Below are 16682 nucleotides of genomic sequence, written 5' to 3'. Positions count from 1 at the left end.
CGGCCGGGCAGAGACCGGGGCCCGGGGAGCGGTCGTCGTTCAGGTCCCGGCGTCGGGTGGGCCGGGTTCCGTCGGGCACGGTCCAGGACCCTGGCGGACGCGGCCGTTCCAGGAGCCGGCCGACCGTCCGGGCTCCCAGCTGACTTCGAGGACGATCCCGTGGAACTCGTGCCCAAGACCCATGATCATCGCGGCGGCAGCGTCCTTGGCCTGCTCGGCATCGGCGTCGACGGCCACCTGGGGAACCCGGCCGCAGACAAGTGCGCCGTCCGTGGTGGTGACGCTGTGACGCCAGCCGCCCGGCGTCGCCAGCAGGACGATCTCCCGAGGCGGGCCGAAGGGGACCCGCCTCCGCTGCTCCCCGTGTTCTTCCACCCGACCATTCAACCGGACCGGTCGAGAACGTGCGTACGCGGGGCGGACCAGGATCACGGTGTCGAGCATGCGGGGGCGGTCGGGACTTCTCGGATGCCTCCGGACTCCGGCAGCGCCTTCGGCCGCTCGGTGACCGCAGCATCCGCAGTCTCGAGCCGGCCGTCGTCGAACCGGGCCCGGACGCCGCAGGTCGTCCTCCTTCTCGGACGAGTCGGCCTCGGCGGGCCGCTCGGCGGACGACAGGGCCTTACCGGGGGCCTGCGGCCCCACCGGCTCTGCACGGTCCGCTGGTCAGGCGCCCGAGGTGTAGGCGTGGAAGCCACGGCCGGCCTTGCGGCCGAGCAGTCCGGCCTCGACCATCCGGGCGAGCAGTGGCGGGGGAGCGTAGAGGGGCTCCCGGTACTCGTCGTACAGCGACTCGGCGATGGCCTGGACGGTGTCCAGACCGATCAGGTCGGCGAGTCGGAGCGGGCCCATCGGGTGGGCACAGCCGTGGACCATCCCGTCGTCGATGTCGGCGGCGGTGGCGTGGCCGGCCTCGGCCATCCGGATCGCGGCGAGCAGGTACGGTACCAGCAGGGCGTTGACGACGAAGCCGGCCCGGTCGCGGGAGCGGATGACGTGTTTGCCGAGGGTATCCTTGGCGAAGGACTCGACGCGGTTGAGGACCGTGGTGTCGGTGTGCAGCGAGGAGACCAGTTCGACCAGCGGCATGACCGGTGCCGGGTTGAAGAAGTGCAGGCCCAGGGTGTGCGAGGCGCGGGTGGTGGTGATACCGAGCCGGGTGACGGGGATGGCCGACGTGTTGGTGGCGAGGACGGCCTGCTCGTCGGCGAGCACCTTGTCGAGAACGGTGAGGACCCCGGCCTTCACCCGTTCGTCCTCGACCACGGCCTCGACCACCAACTGACGGTCGGCCAGCGCCTCCAGGTCGTCGGCGAACAGCAGCCGCGTCCAGGCGTCCTCGCGTTGGCCGGGGGTGATGCGACCGCGTTCGACCGCGCGGTGCAGTGAGCGGTCGATCCGGTGGCGGGCGGCGCGCAGTGCGTCCGGGCCGTTCTCGCAGACGACGGTGGACAGCCCGGCGCGGGCGAAGACCTCGGCGATGCCGGAGCCCATCTGTCCGGCTCCGACCACGGCGACCCGGCGGATCTCGTTCATGGGGGTGTGCCTTTCTGGCGTCGGGCCGGGTCAGGAGGCCGGTGCGGCGGACCTGACCAGGTGGCGGGTGTAGGCGTCGGGGGTGAGGAAGGCGGGCAGCTGCTCGCCGAGCGCGGTCTCCGCCAGGATCCGGACGGCGTCGTCGACCAGGACCGGGTCGGCGCCTTCGCCGAGCAGTGCGGCCCGTTCGGCGTCGATCAGCCGCCGGACCATGGCCGGAGTCACGTAGGAGCCGCCGGTGAGCGGCGAGCAGTGGTGCTGCCACTGCCAGAGCTGGCAGCGGGCGATCTCGGCGGTGGCGACGTCCTCCATCAGCCCGAAGACGGCGACGGCCCCGGAGCCGCCGAGCCAGGCGGTGAGGTAGCGCAGCGCCACCGCCACGTTGGAGCGCACTCCCTCGGTGGTCGGGTAGCCGGCGGTGCGGTGGACGGCGAGCAGGTCGGCGGCGGTGACCTCGACGTCCTCGCGGCCCCGGTCGAGTTGGTTCGGCCGCTCGCCGAGCACGTCGTCGAAGACCTGTCGGCAGGTGGCGACCAGGGCGGGGTGGGCGACCCAGGAGCCGTCGAAGCCGTCGCCGGCCTCGCGCTCCTTGTCGAGGCGGACCTTGGCCAGCGCCACCGCGTTCGCAGCCGGGTCGCGGCTGGGGATGGCGGCAGCCATGCCGCCGATGGCGTGGGCGCCGCGCCGGTGGCAGGTGCGGACCAGCAGGTCGGTGTAGGCCCGCAGGAACGGCTGTGTCATGGTGACCCGGGCGCGGTCGGGCAGGGCGAAGCGCGGGCCGTGTGCGGCGAAGTTCTTGATCAGGCTGAACAGGTAGTCCCAGCGGCCCGCGTTGAGTCCGGCGGCGTGCTCGCGCAGCTCGTGGAGGATCTCGTCCATCTCGAACGCGGCGGTGATCGTCTCGATCAGCACGGTGGCGCGGACGGTGCCGTGGGCGATCCCCAACTCGGCCTGGGCGAAGGTGAAGACGTCGTTCCACAGGCGGGCTTCGAGGTGGTTCTCCAGTTTGGGGAGGTAGAAGTACGGGCCGCTGCCGCGTTCGGTCTGCCGTCGCCCGCAGTGGAAGAGGTAGAGGCCGAAGTCGACCAGGGCGGCGGCGATCGGGCGGCCGTCGACCAGCAGGTGCCGTTCCTCCAGGTGCCAGCCACGGGGGCGGACCACGATGGTCGCCGGGTGCTCGCCGATCCGGTAGCGCCGGCCGTCCTGCGTGGTGTCGTCGATCCGCCGCTCGACCGCGTCCAGCAGGTTGAGCTGGCCGGAGACGATGTTGTGCCAGGTGGGGGAGGTGGCGTCCTCGAAGTCGGCGAGCCACACCCTGGCGCCGGAGTTGAGGGCGTTGACCGTCATCCGGCGCTCGGGCGGCCCGGTGATCTCCACCCGGCGGTCGGCCAGGCCGGGTGCGGCGGGGGCGACCCGCCAGGTGGGATCCTCCCGCACGGCGCGGGTGTGCGGGAGGAAGTCGAGGGTGCCGCCGGCCGCGAGCAGGGCCGCGCGGCGGCGGCGTTCGGCGAGCAGTTCGGTGCGGCGCCCGGCGAAGGCGCCGTCCAGGCGGGCCAGGAACTCCAGGGCCTCGGGGGTGAGGATCTCCTCGAACCGCTCCTCGCGCTCGCCGACGATCTCGATACGGCTGGTCAGGGTCATCCGGCTCTCCAAGGGGTGTGGGGCCGGGGCCTCGCCCCTCAACGAGGCCCCGGCCCGGGTGGACGGCGGCCGTGGAGCACCCCTTCGCGCCGAAGGGGCGGCCACCGGGACGGGTCAGTGGAACTGCTCGGCCTCGGTGGAGCCGGTCAGGGCGAGGGTCTCGGCGTTCGGGTTGAGCGCGGTGCTGACCTGGTCGAAGTACCCGGTGCCGACCTCGCGTTGGTGCTTCACGGCGGTGTAGCCGTCCGGCACGGCCGCGAACTCGGCCTCCTGGAGGTCGACGTAGGCGGTCATACCGTGCTCCGCGTAGCCGCGTGCCAGCTGGAACATCGAGTGGTTCAGGGCGTGGAAGCCGGCCAGCGTGATGAACTGGAAGCGGTAGCCCATCGCGCCCAACTCCCGCTGGAACTTGGCGATCTGGTCGTCGTCCAGGGCGGCCTTCCAGTTGAACGAGGGTGAGCAGTTGTAGGCGAGCATCTTGTCCGGGTGCTCGGCCTTCACCGCCTCGGCGAACTCGCGGGCCTGCGCGAGGTCCGGGGTGCCGGTCTCGACCCACAGCAGGTCCGCGTACGGGGCGAAGGCCAGGCCGCGCGAGATCACCGGCGCCATGCCCGGCTCGACCCGGTGGAACCCCTCGGCGGTGCGCTCACCGGTGCAGAACCGGGCGTCGCGCTCGTCCACGTCGGTGGTCAGCAGGTTGGCGGCGAGCGCGTCGGTACGGGCCACGATCACGGTCGGCACCTGCGCGATGTCGGCGGCCAGCCGGGCCGCGTTGAGGGTGCGGATGTGCTGCGCGGTCGGCACCAGCACCTTGCCGCCGAGGTGGCCGCACTTCTTCTCGGAGGCGAGCTGGTCCTCGTAGTGGATGCCCGCCGCGCCGGCCGCGATCATGCCCCGGGTCAGCTCGAAGGCGTTCAGCGGGCCGCCGAACCCGGCCTCCGCGTCCGCGACGATCGGCACCAGCCAGTCCGGGCCGCCCTCGGTGCCCTCCGCCGCGTCGATCCCGTCCGCGCGCAGCAACGCGTTGTTGATCCGACGCACCACCCGGGGAACGGAGTCGGCCGGGTACAGGCTCTGGTCCGGGTACGTCTGGCCGGCCTGGTTGGCGTCGGCGGCGACCTGCCAGCCGGACAGGTAGATCGCCTTCAGCCCGGCCCTCACCATCTGCACGGCCTGACCACCCGTCAGGGCACCGAGCGCGTGCACGTACTCCTCCTCGTGCAGCTGCCGCCACAGCCGCTCGGCCCCGCGCCGGGCCAGGGTGTGCTCCTCCTGGACGCTGCCCGACAGGCGGACCACATCGGCCGCGCCGTAGGTGCGCTCGATGCCGGCCCAACGCGGGTCCGAGGACCACGACCGGGCCAGCTCCGCCGCCTTCGCCGCCTGCTGTTGCCGAACCGACTGCGTCATGATCCGCTCCCCGGGATACTCGTTGCGAAGGATGTGGTGCCACCCGCCCCACCGGGCGGGTACACGGCCGGGCGGCGCCGGGCCGCGGCGCGAGACCGCTGGACGTCGTGCCCCGGACACCCGGCCACCAGGGCTGCTCCGCCTGGTGGTTCGGGCTGTCAGCTGGACGTCGCCCGGCCGCGTCACCGACTCTGGCAGGCTCCGGACGTGCCGTCACCGGTGGACGGATGCCAGCTTCTGCGAACCGTTTCCTGCGAACCCGCGAAGGCTGCGAAGGTTCGGCTCCCGCCCCCGGCCCGGCCGGATGCGGAAGCCCGGCCGGTGACCGTGGCGTCGTCCCGGCCGCACCCGTGTCCGGGGGCCGCCGTCACATGTCCAGCACGAGGTCCGTCGAGGGCCGTGAGCAGCAGACGAGGGCGTTGCCCTCGGCCGGTGCGTCGATGGGCTCCGGGGAGTACTCGACCACTCCCGAGAGCACGGTGGTCTCGCAGGTGTGACAGACGCCGGTGCGGCAGGACCACCGGCTCGGTACGTCGCATGCCTCGGCGAGTTCGAGCAGGGTCCCGTAGCCGGGATGCCACGGCAGGCTGAGGCCGCTGCGGGCGAACGAGACGGTCGGGCCGGGCGCCTCCCCGGGAGGACGGTCGGGCAGGTGCGGCGGCCGGACCGGAGTGGGGACCACACCGGGTGTGATGGCGGACACCGCGCCGAAGGTCTCGGTGTGGATGCGGGCCGACGCCAGGCCGCGGGCCTCCAGAGCAGCCGTCATGTCCTGCATGAACGCGGCCGGACCGCAGACGTAGGCGTTCGCGTCCCGGGGAAGGTCGAGGTCGTGGAGCTGCTGAGCGGAGAGCCGTCCCACCGCCGTGTAGTCGATGCCCGGGCGGTCAACGCTGCGGGGACTGCTGAACGAGATGTGCGACCGCCCGCCCGGCAGCCGGGCCAGCAGGGCACGCACCTCCTCGGCGAACGGGTGGTTGTCGCCGTCCCGGGCCCCGTGCAGCCACCACACCTCACGCGCGGAGCGCGCGTCGGCGAGTGCGTGCAGCATGGCGAGCACCGGAGTGGCACCGACACCGGCGGACAGCAGGACGACGGGCCCGTCGCCGTTCGCCAGGACGAAGGTGCCCCGCGGCGCGGCGACTTCGAGCAGGTCACCCACCTCGACGTGCCGGTGCAGATGGGTGCTGGCGGCGCCGCGCGGCTCCTGTTTCACGCTGATCCGGTACTCCGCGGCGCCCGGTCGCCCGGACAGGGAGTAGCTGCGGATCAACGGCGCACCCCCGGCCTCCGGCCGCAGCCGCAACGTGAGGAACTGCCCGGCCAGTCCCGGCGGAAGGGGACTGCCGTCGGTCGAGGCCAGGCTCAGCGAGAAGATGTCGGCGCTCTCGGCTCCGATGCGGGTGACCCTGAGCCGGCGGAACCCGGGCCACGCGGGGGGTGGGCCGCCGGCCGCCGCGGTCAGCCCGACATTTCCGGTTGCCGCGCCGGGTGCACGGATCTCGCTGTCCAGCAGGGCCTGCAGCGATGTCCGCCAGCCGGGGCTGAGTGCCGGGATGCGCAGGGCACGCTCCAGTTGCGGTCGGGAGCGTCCGGGGCGGTAGAGCAGCGCGTCCATCTCCGCGACGGTCATCTCCTCGGGGCCGGAGGAGAGTTTGACGATCTCGTCGCCGGCCTCCACCAGCCCTTCGTCGAGGACGCGGAGGTAGAACCCCGGCCGGCCGTGGGACACCAGCAGGGCGGCCATCTGCGGTTCCCCCATCCGCAGGCCCACGCGGTAGCACGTCACGCGTGGCTGGGTCACCTCGAAGACCGCACTCCCGATCCGGTAGCGGTCCCCGATGCACACCTCGTCGTCGGACAGCCCGTCCACGGTGAAGTTCTCGCCGAACTGGCCCGGCACGAAGTCGTCCCGCCGAAGGTGCCGCTGCCAGTAGCGGTAGGAGTCGATCTGGTAGACCAGCACGGCGCGCTGCTCACCGCCGTGCCCGGTCAGGTCGCCCTGGCCGTCGCCGTCCACGTTCAGCCGCCGGACCATCCGGGGGCCGGTGACGCGCTGCTTCCAGACGCCGGTGCGTGTGGTCCCGCCCCGCCAGGCGACATCCTTCGGCAGTCCGACGTTGACGGCGATCAGAGTGGCCATCGGCCCATCTCCCGTTCGGGCGACGACGTCCCGCCTGCCACGCTAATACGTTCCGCACGCCTCGCAACCCGCTTGCGGCAGCCCGGGGTTTCCCGGGCCGGTCCCCGCAGGGACGCGTCCGCAGCGCCTGCTGGAAGGACCGGACGGCAGGGGCCGCGGGCCGCGGATCCGCCGTGCGCCGGGGCCCGGGGCGCACCGTTGCCCCGAGCCCCGGCGCAGGTGCCGCACCCGTCCCGCGTGGTCATCATGGGAGTGCACCGGATGGCCGGGAAGGGAGACACCGTGGAGCTGTTCCCGCCGATGCCGCTCGCCGAGTGGCGTGACACCAAGGAGACGCTGCACCGCTTCGCCCAGATCGTGGGCAAGGTCCGCCTCGCGGCGAGCGTGCGGCGCAACCACTGGTGGAACGTCCCGTTCCACCTGACCGGACGCGGCATCACCACGCGGCCGATGGGCCGGGCCGACGGCAGTCCGATCTTCGCCATCGACTTCGACTTCGTCGCCCACCGACTGGTCGTCGCAACGGTGGACGGCGGGACGGTCTCCTTCCCGCTCCTCGGCCAGTCCGTGGCCTCGTTCCACCGGGAGCTGCTCAACGCGCTCGGAGCGCTGGGCGTCCGGGTCGAGATCGCCCTTCCACACCCCTTCGACCTGCCCGATGCCGCCCGGCCGTTCGCCGAGGACTTCGAGCACGCGAGCTACGACCCCGCCTGGGCGAACCGCTACTGGCAGGTGCTCAGCCAAGTGGCCCTGGTACTGGAGGAGTTCGCGGCGCGCTACTCGGGGAAGGTCAGCCCGGTCCACCACTTCTGGCACACCTTCGACATCGCCAACACCTGGTTCTCCCAGCGTGTCGTCGACCAGCCGCCGCAGGTGGACCCGGTGACCAGGGAGGCGTACTCCCGGGAGGTGGTCAGCTTCGGGTTCTGGTTCGGCGACGCCGCCTTCGGCGAACCGGCCTTCTACTCGTACACGGCTCCAGAGCCGGCGGAACTGGCCGGCGAACCGCTCACGCCCACGTCCGCGGAGTGGGCCGCCCGCAACGGCAGCCACCTCGCGGTGCTGCGGTACGACGCGGCGCGCGCCGAGGCCGACCCGCGAGCGGCGGTGATCGCCTTCTACGAGAGCGCCTACCAGGCCGGAGCCGTTCGCGCCGGCTGGGACGTCGCCGCGCTCGCCTGCCCCGGAGGAGTCACCGACCCGCGTCTGCCGGCCCCACCGGCCTGAGCACGTCGGCTCCACCGGCCTGAGCGCGTCGGCCCGCCCCGGGTAGGGCGGGCTCCGCCGAGCAGGCCGGATCGCGCGGTCCGGGTCGGTGCAGCCGCCAGTCGGCGGGGACCCTTCCGTGCGGGCCCGGGGTCGGCAGCGAGGCCGGGTGGGCCGTCGGCGGGGCCGGCGGCGCGGCTTTCGGTGTGTTCGCCCGCTCGGATGCCCGCCAGCAGCGCCGCCACCACCATGGGGTCTCTCCCAAAGCCTCACATCTGGCACCTGTCGGTCGATCGGGTGCCGTGCCTACTGTCTCCTGGGCGCCGAACGCGTCCGAGGCGCGAGACAGAGCGGCGGACGGAGCGCCGAAACGCACCGATCAGAGCACAGAGCACGGAAAGACGACGATGGACTACTGCGCACCCTGCCGCCGCCACCTCAACGGTGCGCTGTCCTGTCCCGGTTGCGGTGCGCCGGCCTCCGCCCAGGCCCCGTTCGCCGGATCCGTGCCCGGACCGGCCGAACACCCGGGCTCCGTCACCGGGCCGCCGTCCGGGCCGGCCGGGGCCCGCCGCAACCGGCGCAGCAGACGCAGGTCCCGGCGTCGGGGGCGGGTGCTCGCGGCCACGGCGGTGGCGCTGGTGCTCGGCGGCGCGGGCGTGCTGGCGCTGACCCCGCCGCAGTCCGGCGCGCCGGCCGGGCCGGCCCCCACGCCCGCCGCCGAGGACAACGGACCGGAGGTGGCCCTCCAGACGGCGCCGCCCACTCCGTCGACGACCGCCCCCAGCACCTCGCCGTCGGCCGGAGCGGCCAGGTCCAGAGCCCACCCACGGCCGAGCGGTTCCCCGTCCAGCTCGGCACCCGCCCCCACCGTCTCGGCAGCGACCGCCTCCGCGACGGCCGCACCGAAGCCGTCCACCTCCCCTCACCCGACGAAACCCGCGCCGTCGCCGTCGCCGAGCTGCACCCACTTCCTCTTCTGGTGCAGCTGAGCCGGGCCGTTCCCCGCCGTCCGCACCTCTCCACCGGCTGGACCGGTTGCTACCCTCCCTGCCGACCCCCCGCAGACCGTTTCCGAGGCGACGAGCGGGCAAGCAGGTGAACGTCCCCGCGCCGACCGTCCGGCATCCGGCATCCGGTATCCGCGTCGGCTGTCCCCGAGCGGCGGGGAACGACGCAGCATGCGTACGCGCGGTTCGGTGCGGCCCGCACCCGTCTACGCGTGGGAACACGGCCCGCGCACGCCACCACAGCCGTGGACAGTGCCCCGGCGACCGTCGCACGAGCGGAAAACTCGGACCCCGTGCCCCCGGCCTGCGGACACGACGACTGCCTCGGCCTTCACAATGGTGCCGAGGAGACCGTCGACGGCGACGGCCGACCCGTCCGACCACCGAAGTCCGACCACTGAAGAAGGAGACGCCGTGAGCGAGCAGACCGCTCTTGCCCAGCGGATCGCCGACACCATTCGCCCCGCCATGCTCAGTGGTCTGCAGGACGCCCAACTCCACGGTCCCGGAGGCGCCCAGCACATCAGCAACTGGGCGGACTGGATCGCGGCCACCGTCGCCGAGCACGTCGTCCAGCCGATCGCCGCCGAACGGGACGCCTTCGCCGACCGCGTCGACACGCTCAGCCACATCGCCAAGCGCCACAAGGAGGGCTACGCGGACGCCGTACGGGACAAGCAGCAGCTGGAGGCCCGGATCGAGGCTCTGGAGGCGGAGCTGGCCCAGTTGCGCACGGCCGAGGACGCCCACCAGTCCTGACGGCCCACCCAGCTCAACAGCTGCTCCCCGCCGACCCGGTGGAGGAGCGGCTCACGAACCGGGCCGCCTCCTGCCACCGCACCGTCCGTACCGCCTGCTTCGCTGCCTGGCGTCACCCCGGGGCGCGGCGAACTGATGCTCAATCAATTCATCATTTCCGTAGGGCAATGCGGCAGCCCAGTGCCGGTCGGCTCGGTCGGTCGGGGGCTCGAGTGCCGCCCGGCCGGTCCTGCGCCGGGGATTGAGCACAGCTGTACCGGCCCCCCGACGGCGTTCATCGGCGACGGTGCCTTCCATCCGAGGCGCCCGGGGCCGGGTACGGAACGCGCAGCCTGCGGGCCAGTGGCGCGACTGCCTGACCGGCGCCGAACGGCCGGGCCAGGACGAACAGGGACACCAGTACGGTCAGCGAACCGGCGACCAGCCCGAGGAGGCTGCCGGCGGTCCCGTCACCCAGGGCGGCGTCCAGCCGGGCGGCGATCCAGTACCCGGCCAGTGCACCGGGAACACAGGCGAGGGTGATCGACAGGTGGAGGCCGAGTACCCCGCCGCCGTCCAGTCCGCTTTCGAGACGTGGCCGCGTGGCGGTGGGGGCCGAGGCCGGGACGTGCCGGAGTTGGGCGTTGCGGAGACGGCGGCTCAGCATCCGGCCGGTGACGGCGATGCCGACCAGGCAGGCGACGGTCTGGGCGGCGGCCATGCCGATGATGATCCAGCGCAGCGGGAGCAGCCAGTACGCCGCGCAGGAGAGCCCGGCGTTGACGGCGGTGGTGAGCACGGTCAGCCAGAAAGGGGTACGGGCGTCGCCCATGGCGTAGAAGCCCCGGGCGAGGGCGTACTGCGCACAGAAGGCCGGCAGGCCGACGGAGAAGGCGATCAGAACCTGGGCGATCACCCAGGTGTCCGCTTCGGTGACCATGCCGTGTCGGAAGGCGACCGTGGAGATCTGCGGGGCCAGCGTGATGAGCACCACCGTGGCCGGGACGATCATGGCGGCGGAGGTACGGAGGACCTGCGCCAGGTCGGCGCCGATCTTCGGGTGTTCACCGGCGGTCGCGGCGCGGGACATCCGGGGCAGGATCGCGGTCACCAGGGAGATGGTGATGACACTCTGTGGGACGACGAAGAGCGTGTACGCGTTGGTGTAGGCCAGGTTGCCCAGGCCCGGCTTCAGACCGGCGTGGAATGCGCGGTCTCCGGCACCGGCGCTGAGCCGGCTGATGACCGCCCAGGACAGTTGGGTGGTGATGACCAGGAGCAGCGCCCAACCGGCCGACCGGAGCGGTTTGCCCAGTCCGGCTCCCCGCCAGTCGAAGCGCGGGCGCCACCGGAAACCCGAGGAACGCAGTGACGGGAGCACGCCGAGGGCTTGGACGACGATGCCCAGGGTGCTGCCGAGCCCGAGCAGCATGGTCGCGTCGGGGGTCATCTCGTCGGCTTGCCGGGCGTGGTGGCCGACAGCGATGTAGAGGCCGAAGACCGCGATTGCGACCACGTTGTTCAGCACCGGGGTCCACATCATCGCGCCGTACCGGTCACGGGCGTTGAGGACCTGGCCGAGCAGGGTGAAGACGCCGTAGAAGAAGATCTGCGGAAGGCAGTAGCGGGCGAAGGCGATGGTCAGGTCGCGCTGCACACCGGGGCCGTAGGGCGAGTAGGTGTCGACGATGAGCGGAGCGACCAGAAAGGCGCCCGCCGTCAGCACGACGAGCACGACCGTGCAGATGGTCAGCAGCCGGTCGGTGTAGGCGACGCCGCCGTCCTCGTGGGTCTGCGTGGCGTGCACCAGCTCCGGCACGAACACCGAAGCCAGCACGCCGCCCAGGAGCATCTGGTAGACGGTGTTGGGCAACGAGTTCGCGATGTTGAAGGCGTCACCGATGCCGTGGACGCCCAGCGCCGCGACGAGCATCGCGCTGCGGACGAAGCCGAGTGCACGGGAGGCCATCGTGCCCAGGGCCATGATCAGCCCGTTGCGTCCGGCTGAGGCCGTGGGCGGAGACTCCTGCCCGGGTGTTACGGGTTCGGCGGTCGAGCGCTGCGCCGGGATCCGCAGAAGCACGGTCGGCGGGTCGGCGTACGGGTCGGCGGAATCCGTCGTGTCTGTTGTCATCGGAACCCTGTCGCTCGTTGCCTGGCCGGTGTTGTGGCATCGGGGCGTTCCTGAGGGCCGCTCCACGGCAGTTCGTCGGAGCGTGGAGCCGATGTCCGTGGTGACACCAGGTCGGTCTGCGACGGATCCGGCCTCCCCGCGCCGGAGGCAGGGTGCCCCCAACCGGAGCACTCCGCCTTACCGGGGCACTGTAGAGGGGAGACCGGGCCGTACGCCAATGGCCTGGGCGGATCGGTCGGCAGCCGTGCTCCGGAGGTCCTGTTCGGCGGGCGGAGCCGGGGTCGGCCGGCTGATGACTGCTCTGGAGCACCTGACCGTGCCACGGCGCCGCGCGGTCGCGCCCGGTGTCCGCGGCCCCCTTCGCTCTCCCCGGCGGGGCGACAGCCGGCCCGGCCCCGACCGTCCGGTGCGCCGGTGCTCCTGCCGAACGGGTACACCGGGTCCGTCCCGCCTGGGATGATCTGGGGATGGACACGGGGGGATCTGCCCAGGGACGCCGCCTGCTTTCCGGACCTCGGAGTCGTCGGGTCCGCACTGCTCTGACGGCGGCGGTGGTGACGGCCGGGCTCGCTGCGCTGGTCGTACTGGTCGTGGTGCTGCCGGGGCTGGTGGTCGACCACGATCTCGCGGGTGCCCGGATCGGGGCCGCCGAACGGCTCGGGGCCGTGAACAACGTGCGAACGACGCTCCTGCAGGCAGTCGGTGGCGCCGTCGTCCTCTTCGGTGCGTACGCCACCTGGCGGCAGCTGAGGGTCAGTCAGGAGAGTCTGAACGCCACTCGGGAGGGGCACATCACCGACCGCTTCGGCCGGGCGGTCGACCAACTCGGCAGTGAGAAGCTGGACGTGCGGATCGGCGGTCTCTACGCGCTGTGGCGGATAGCGGACCACTCGGCGCACGACCGCGAGCCGATCGTCTCGATCATGGCCGCGTTCCTTCGGACTCATCTGCCATGGCCTCCGCAGGGGTCGGAGGCCCTGTCTGCCGAGACCTCCGTCAACTCCGTGCCCCCACTGGAGACCCGCGCCGCGGATGCCCAGGTGGCGCTGACCGCCCTCGGCGTCCTGTGCCAGGAGGGCCGCCGTCCCGACTGGCTCAACGTCAGCTACTCCGACCTTCGTCGCGCCGACTGCGACGGACTGTGGCTGTGCGGCATCAACTTCGACGGGGCCTGTCTGGAAGCGGCGAGCATCTACCAGGCCAATCTGACCAGGACATCGCTGATCGCGGCCAACATGCGGCATGTGGAACTCGGGACGTCGATTCTCCACCAGTGCCGCTGCATCGAAGCCGACCTGCGCGGAGCCCGGATGGTCAAGTCCGACCTCCGCGATGCCGATTTCTCCGAGGCCGACCTGCGGGAGGCCAACCTGCGCAAGGTACGGGCCCGCGGCGCCAGGTTCACCGGCGCGGATCTCCGGCTGGCCGACCTCCGGGGAGCCGATCTCACCGGTGCCGACCTGGCACGGGCGAAGTTGCGGGGCGCGCTGGCAAGCGACCTCACGGTCTGGCCGCCGGACTTCGACATTCGGGCGGCCGGCGTCGTCGTGGCCGAGGACCCGGGCGACGAGCCGAGCATTCTGCTGCCGGCCGCCGCGCTCGCGAGGAACGTCCGGCCGCTCCGGTCGGCCTAGGGACCGTGGTCACAGTCCCGTCTGCCGCGCGGTCCGGCAGGCCACCGGGACACGGGGGTCTCGGAGTCGGGGGCCCGCCCGATCCGCCTCGGCGCGCGTGATCGGGCCGGAACTGGTCTGCTGGTGCCGGGAGCCCGTCACACCAGTACCTGCCCGTCACGCCAGTACCTGGGAGAAGTCCGGATGAGCACCTATCGAGTTGCACAGGCGGCCGCTGCCGGTCAGCCGTTCGAGATCGTCGAGCGCGAGGTCCCGAAACCGGGACCCGGCCACGTACGGGTTGCCGTGGAGGCCTGCGGGATCTGTCACAGTGACTCCCTCTTCGTCGACGCCATGCTGCCCGGCGTCCGGTTCCCCGTGGTCCCCGGGCACGAGATCGCCGGGCGCATCGAGGAGCTCGGCGAGGGGACGCAGGGCGTGTGGCAGGTGGGAGACCGGGTGGCGGTCGGCTGGTTCGGCGGAAGCTGCGGCCACTGCACGCCCTGTCGGCAGGGCGACTTCGTCGTGTGCGAGAACCTTGAGGTCCCCGGATGGTCGTACGACGGCGGCTTCGCCGAGGCGGTGGTCGTACCGAGCGGTGCCCTGGCCCGGATCCCCGACGGGCTGGAGGCGACCGACGCGGGCCCGATGGCCTGCGCGGGGGTGACCGTGTTCAACGGGTTGCGGCGCAGCTCCGCACGGCCGGGCGACCTGGTCGCGGTGCTCGGTATCGGCGGCCTGGGCCATCTGGGGGTGATGTGCGCGGCTGCGATGGGCTTCGAGACCGTGGCCATCGCCCGTGGCATCGACAAGGCCGACTTCGCGGGCGAGCTCGGTGCGCACCACTACATCGACAGCACGGCGAGCACCGGTGTCGCGGAGGCGTTGCAGTCCCTCGGCGGCGCCAAGGTCGTCCTGGCCACCGCCGCCAACTCCGCTGCGATCACGGCGACCGTCGAAGGGCTGTCCCACCGTGGTGAGCTGGTGGTCATCGGTGCGGCTGCCGAGCCGATGGAGATCAGCCCGGCCCAGCTGCTGATGCGCGCCAGGACCGTGCGCGGCCACCCGTCCGGTACCGCGCAGGACGTACAGGACACCCTGGCGTTCAGCGCCCTGCACGGGATCCACCCGATGACCGAGATCATGCCGCTGGACCAGGCCACCGAGGCGTACCGGAAGATGCTCTCCGGTGCCGCCCGCTTCCGGATGGTGCTCACCACCGGCTGAGGTCGCAAGTCCACTCGCCCCGTCGCCGGACCCCGCTGAAATCACCTGTCCGCAAGAGCAGTTGACCGGTGCCGGGCGCGACAGTCCGGACGGGGCCGTCGGCACGCCGGCCCGCACGCCGGTTCGCATGGGTCCCGTCCGGGCGTGACCTCCGGGGCTGCGCCCAACCCTCCCCGTTTCGAACGGGCCGGCAGGACGCCTGCGGAGCGCGTCGACGGGGAGCACCGGCGGCGCCACCGGCCTGCGGCCCCGATCCCGGGTGTCCGCCGTGCTCCTGGGCGGCGTCCCGGGCACTGATCGGCTCGGATGAACTACCGGCGCATCCGGGCCCTGTCCGGTGTGCGCCGACGGCCGATCGGGTACCGGTGTCCCGTCCATCCCCTCGGGCTCCCGACCCAGCCCCCCACCGCCCAGACCAGGAGATCCGTATGTCCACCGGCTCCAGCGCTCGGAACTGCCCATTCGACTTCGCGGAGGCCCTCGAGTTCGACCCGACACTCAGGCAGCTTCTGAACGACGAACCAGTCGCCCGGATCCGGCTGCCCTACGGTGAGGGCGAGGCCTGGCTGGTCACCGGCTACGACGATGTGCGCACGGTGACGACCGACCGGCGTTTCAGCCGGAGTGCCGTCATCGGCCGCGACTTCCCGCGGATGACCCCTGAGCCGATCGTCCAGGCCGAGGCGATCAACGTGATGGACCCGCCGGCCAGCAGCCGCCTGCGGAGCCTGGTGTCCAAGGGCTTCGCGCCCGCCCACATCGAGCGCATGCAGTTGCGGACCCGGCACGTGGTGGGCGAGCTCCTGGACCGGATGGCGGAGCACGGCGCGCCGGCCGATCTGATGGAGCACCTGGCCGGACCGCTGCCCCTGATCACGATCTGCGAGGTCCTGGAGATCCCCGACGCCGACCACTCGCAGCTGCGCGCCCACGCCCGGACGATGATGGACGTCGGCGCGGACAACCGGGCCGACGCGGTACGGGCCAAGGCGGACCTGCGCGCGTACTTCGCCGAGCTGACGGCGGAGCGCCGCCGGAACCCCGGTGAGGATCTGATCAGCGCGCTGGCGACAGCCCGTGACGGAGACCAGATCCTCGACGACCAGGAACTGACCGTCATGGCCATGGTCCTGCTGATCACCGGTCAGGACACCACGACGTACGAGATCGGGAACCTCGGCTACACCCTGCTCACCCGGCCCGACGTGCTCGCCCGGCTGCGCGAGACGCCCGAGATGCTCCCGCAGGCGATCAACGAGCTGCTGCGCTTCATCCCCTTCCGCAAGGGTGTCGGCATCCCGCGGGTGGCCACCGAGGACGTCGAACTGAGCGGGGTGACGATCCGCGCGGGCGACATCGTGCACGTCTCCTACCTGACGGCCAACCGCGACGGCCGCAAGTTCGACCGGCCCGACGAGCTGGATCTGGACCGCACCAGCCCGTCGCACATGACCTTCGGCTGGGGCGCGCACCACTGCCTCGGCGCACCGCTCGCCGCCATCGAGCTCGAAATCGCCCTCGGCATGCTGCTGGAGCGCTTTCCCCGGCTCACGCTGGCAAAGCCCGCCGAGGAAGTGCAGTGGAACACCTCGTCGATCTGGCGCTATCCGCTCGCCCTGCCGGTGGCCTGGTGACGGTCGGCTCCACAGTCGCACCCAGACCGCACCCAGGACCGCACCCGGACGGTCCCCCAGGACCGCACGCAGAACAGCACCCAGACCGCGCGCAGAACACCACGCAGGACCGCGGAGGGCGGTGGACCGCGCTCCGCAGCTGACGCCGACCCGGCCGGTTGCCCCGGCCGGGTCGGCGCGGCCGGTGTCACGGGTCGACATGCAGGGTCGGGCCGCCTCCCGTACATTGGGCTGAGCTGGCCAGAACCGAGTCGCGAGCGGTGCGTCCGCCCGTGCAGCGAGTACCCGATCCTCAACGGTCTGTCCGTCTGCTCCCCTCTCACGAGACCCCCGCCGCGCCACCTCCGCGCGTCCGGCCCGCAGCGGCTGCCGCCGACTGGTGAATCCCCG

At 72.3% G+C, this 16682-nt stretch carries 12 protein-coding genes; 5 read left to right on the top strand and 7 right to left on the bottom strand.

Annotation, left to right across the window (positions count from 1 at the left end; all coding sequences use genetic code 11):
- Nucleotides 1–39: 39 nt before the first annotated feature.
- The 5 genes from ACFC1R_RS13200 to ACFC1R_RS13180 all read right to left on the bottom strand — a co-directional run bounded on the left by ACFC1R_RS13200 (nt 40) and on the right by ACFC1R_RS13180 (nt 6730).
- Complete coding sequence (locus ACFC1R_RS13200) at nt 40–375, bottom strand: hypothetical protein (protein ID WP_375937388.1); 336 nt, start codon at nt 373–375, stop codon at nt 40–42.
- Nucleotides 376–666: 291 nt separating this feature from the next.
- The gene (locus ACFC1R_RS13195; protein ID WP_375937385.1) at nt 667–1536 is read right to left on the bottom strand and encodes a 3-hydroxybutyryl-CoA dehydrogenase; all 870 of its coding nucleotides are present in this window, start codon (nt 1534–1536) and stop codon (nt 667–669) included.
- A 30-nt stretch (nt 1537–1566) separates the two neighbouring features.
- Nucleotides 1567–3177 (bottom strand): malate synthase A, encoded by a 1611-nt coding sequence (aceB, locus tag ACFC1R_RS13190; RefSeq protein WP_375937382.1) that lies wholly within the window; start codon nt 3175–3177, stop codon nt 1567–1569.
- 114 nt (nt 3178–3291) lie between these two features.
- Entirely contained in the window at nt 3292–4587 is a 1296-nt protein-coding gene (gene aceA / locus ACFC1R_RS13185; protein WP_375937379.1) for an isocitrate lyase, read from the bottom strand.
- A 367-nt stretch (nt 4588–4954) separates the two neighbouring features.
- A complete protein-coding gene (locus ACFC1R_RS13180; protein WP_375937376.1) occupies nt 4955–6730 on the bottom strand; it encodes an MOSC domain-containing protein in 1776 nt (591 codons plus the stop codon).
- A 282-nt stretch (nt 6731–7012) separates the two neighbouring features.
- On the opposite strand from ACFC1R_RS13180, the gene ACFC1R_RS13175 reads away from it, so the two are divergent.
- Entirely contained in the window at nt 7013–7957 is a 945-nt protein-coding gene (locus ACFC1R_RS13175; RefSeq protein WP_375937525.1) for a DUF5996 family protein, read from the top strand.
- A gap of 391 nt (nt 7958–8348) precedes the next feature.
- On the opposite strand, the gene ACFC1R_RS13170 is transcribed toward ACFC1R_RS13175, so the two are convergent.
- Nucleotides 8349–8855 carry a hypothetical protein gene (locus ACFC1R_RS13170; RefSeq protein WP_375937373.1) on the bottom strand — a complete coding sequence of 169 codons (507 nt, stop codon included), beginning with the start codon at nt 8853–8855 and terminating at the stop codon, nt 8349–8351.
- Nucleotides 8856–9360: 505 nt separating this feature from the next.
- Between ACFC1R_RS13170 and ACFC1R_RS13165 the strand changes: the two genes are divergently transcribed.
- Entirely contained in the window at nt 9361–9705 is a 345-nt protein-coding gene (locus ACFC1R_RS13165) for a hypothetical protein (protein WP_375937370.1), read from the top strand.
- Nucleotides 9706–9979: 274 nt separating this feature from the next.
- On the opposite strand, the gene murJ is transcribed toward ACFC1R_RS13165, so the two are convergent.
- Nucleotides 9980–11818: a murein biosynthesis integral membrane protein MurJ gene (murJ, locus tag ACFC1R_RS13160; protein WP_375937367.1), complete on the bottom strand. Its 1839-nt coding sequence runs from the start codon at nt 11816–11818 to the stop codon at nt 9980–9982.
- A 554-nt stretch (nt 11819–12372) separates the two neighbouring features.
- Here murJ and ACFC1R_RS13155 point away from each other — a divergent pair.
- From ACFC1R_RS13155 to ACFC1R_RS13145, 3 genes are all read left to right on the top strand, one after another.
- A complete protein-coding gene (locus tag ACFC1R_RS13155; protein ID WP_375937364.1) occupies nt 12373–13452 on the top strand; it encodes a pentapeptide repeat-containing protein in 1080 nt (359 codons plus the stop codon).
- Nucleotides 13453–13635: 183 nt separating this feature from the next.
- Nucleotides 13636–14658: an alcohol dehydrogenase gene (locus ACFC1R_RS13150; protein ID WP_375937361.1), complete on the top strand. Its 1023-nt coding sequence runs from the start codon at nt 13636–13638 to the stop codon at nt 14656–14658.
- A 428-nt stretch (nt 14659–15086) separates the two neighbouring features.
- Nucleotides 15087–16292 carry a cytochrome P450 gene (locus ACFC1R_RS13145; protein WP_375937358.1) on the top strand — a complete coding sequence of 402 codons (1206 nt, stop codon included), beginning with the start codon at nt 15087–15089 and terminating at the stop codon, nt 16290–16292.
- Nucleotides 16293–16682: the final 390 nt, after the last annotated feature.

This window comes from Kitasatospora sp. NPDC056138 (assembly GCF_042264695.1).
Lineage (GTDB): Bacteria > Actinomycetota > Actinomycetes > Streptomycetales > Streptomycetaceae > Kitasatospora.
The sequence above is the reverse complement of the archived record's forward strand: the minus strand, read 5'-3'. Positions and strand labels throughout refer to the sequence as shown.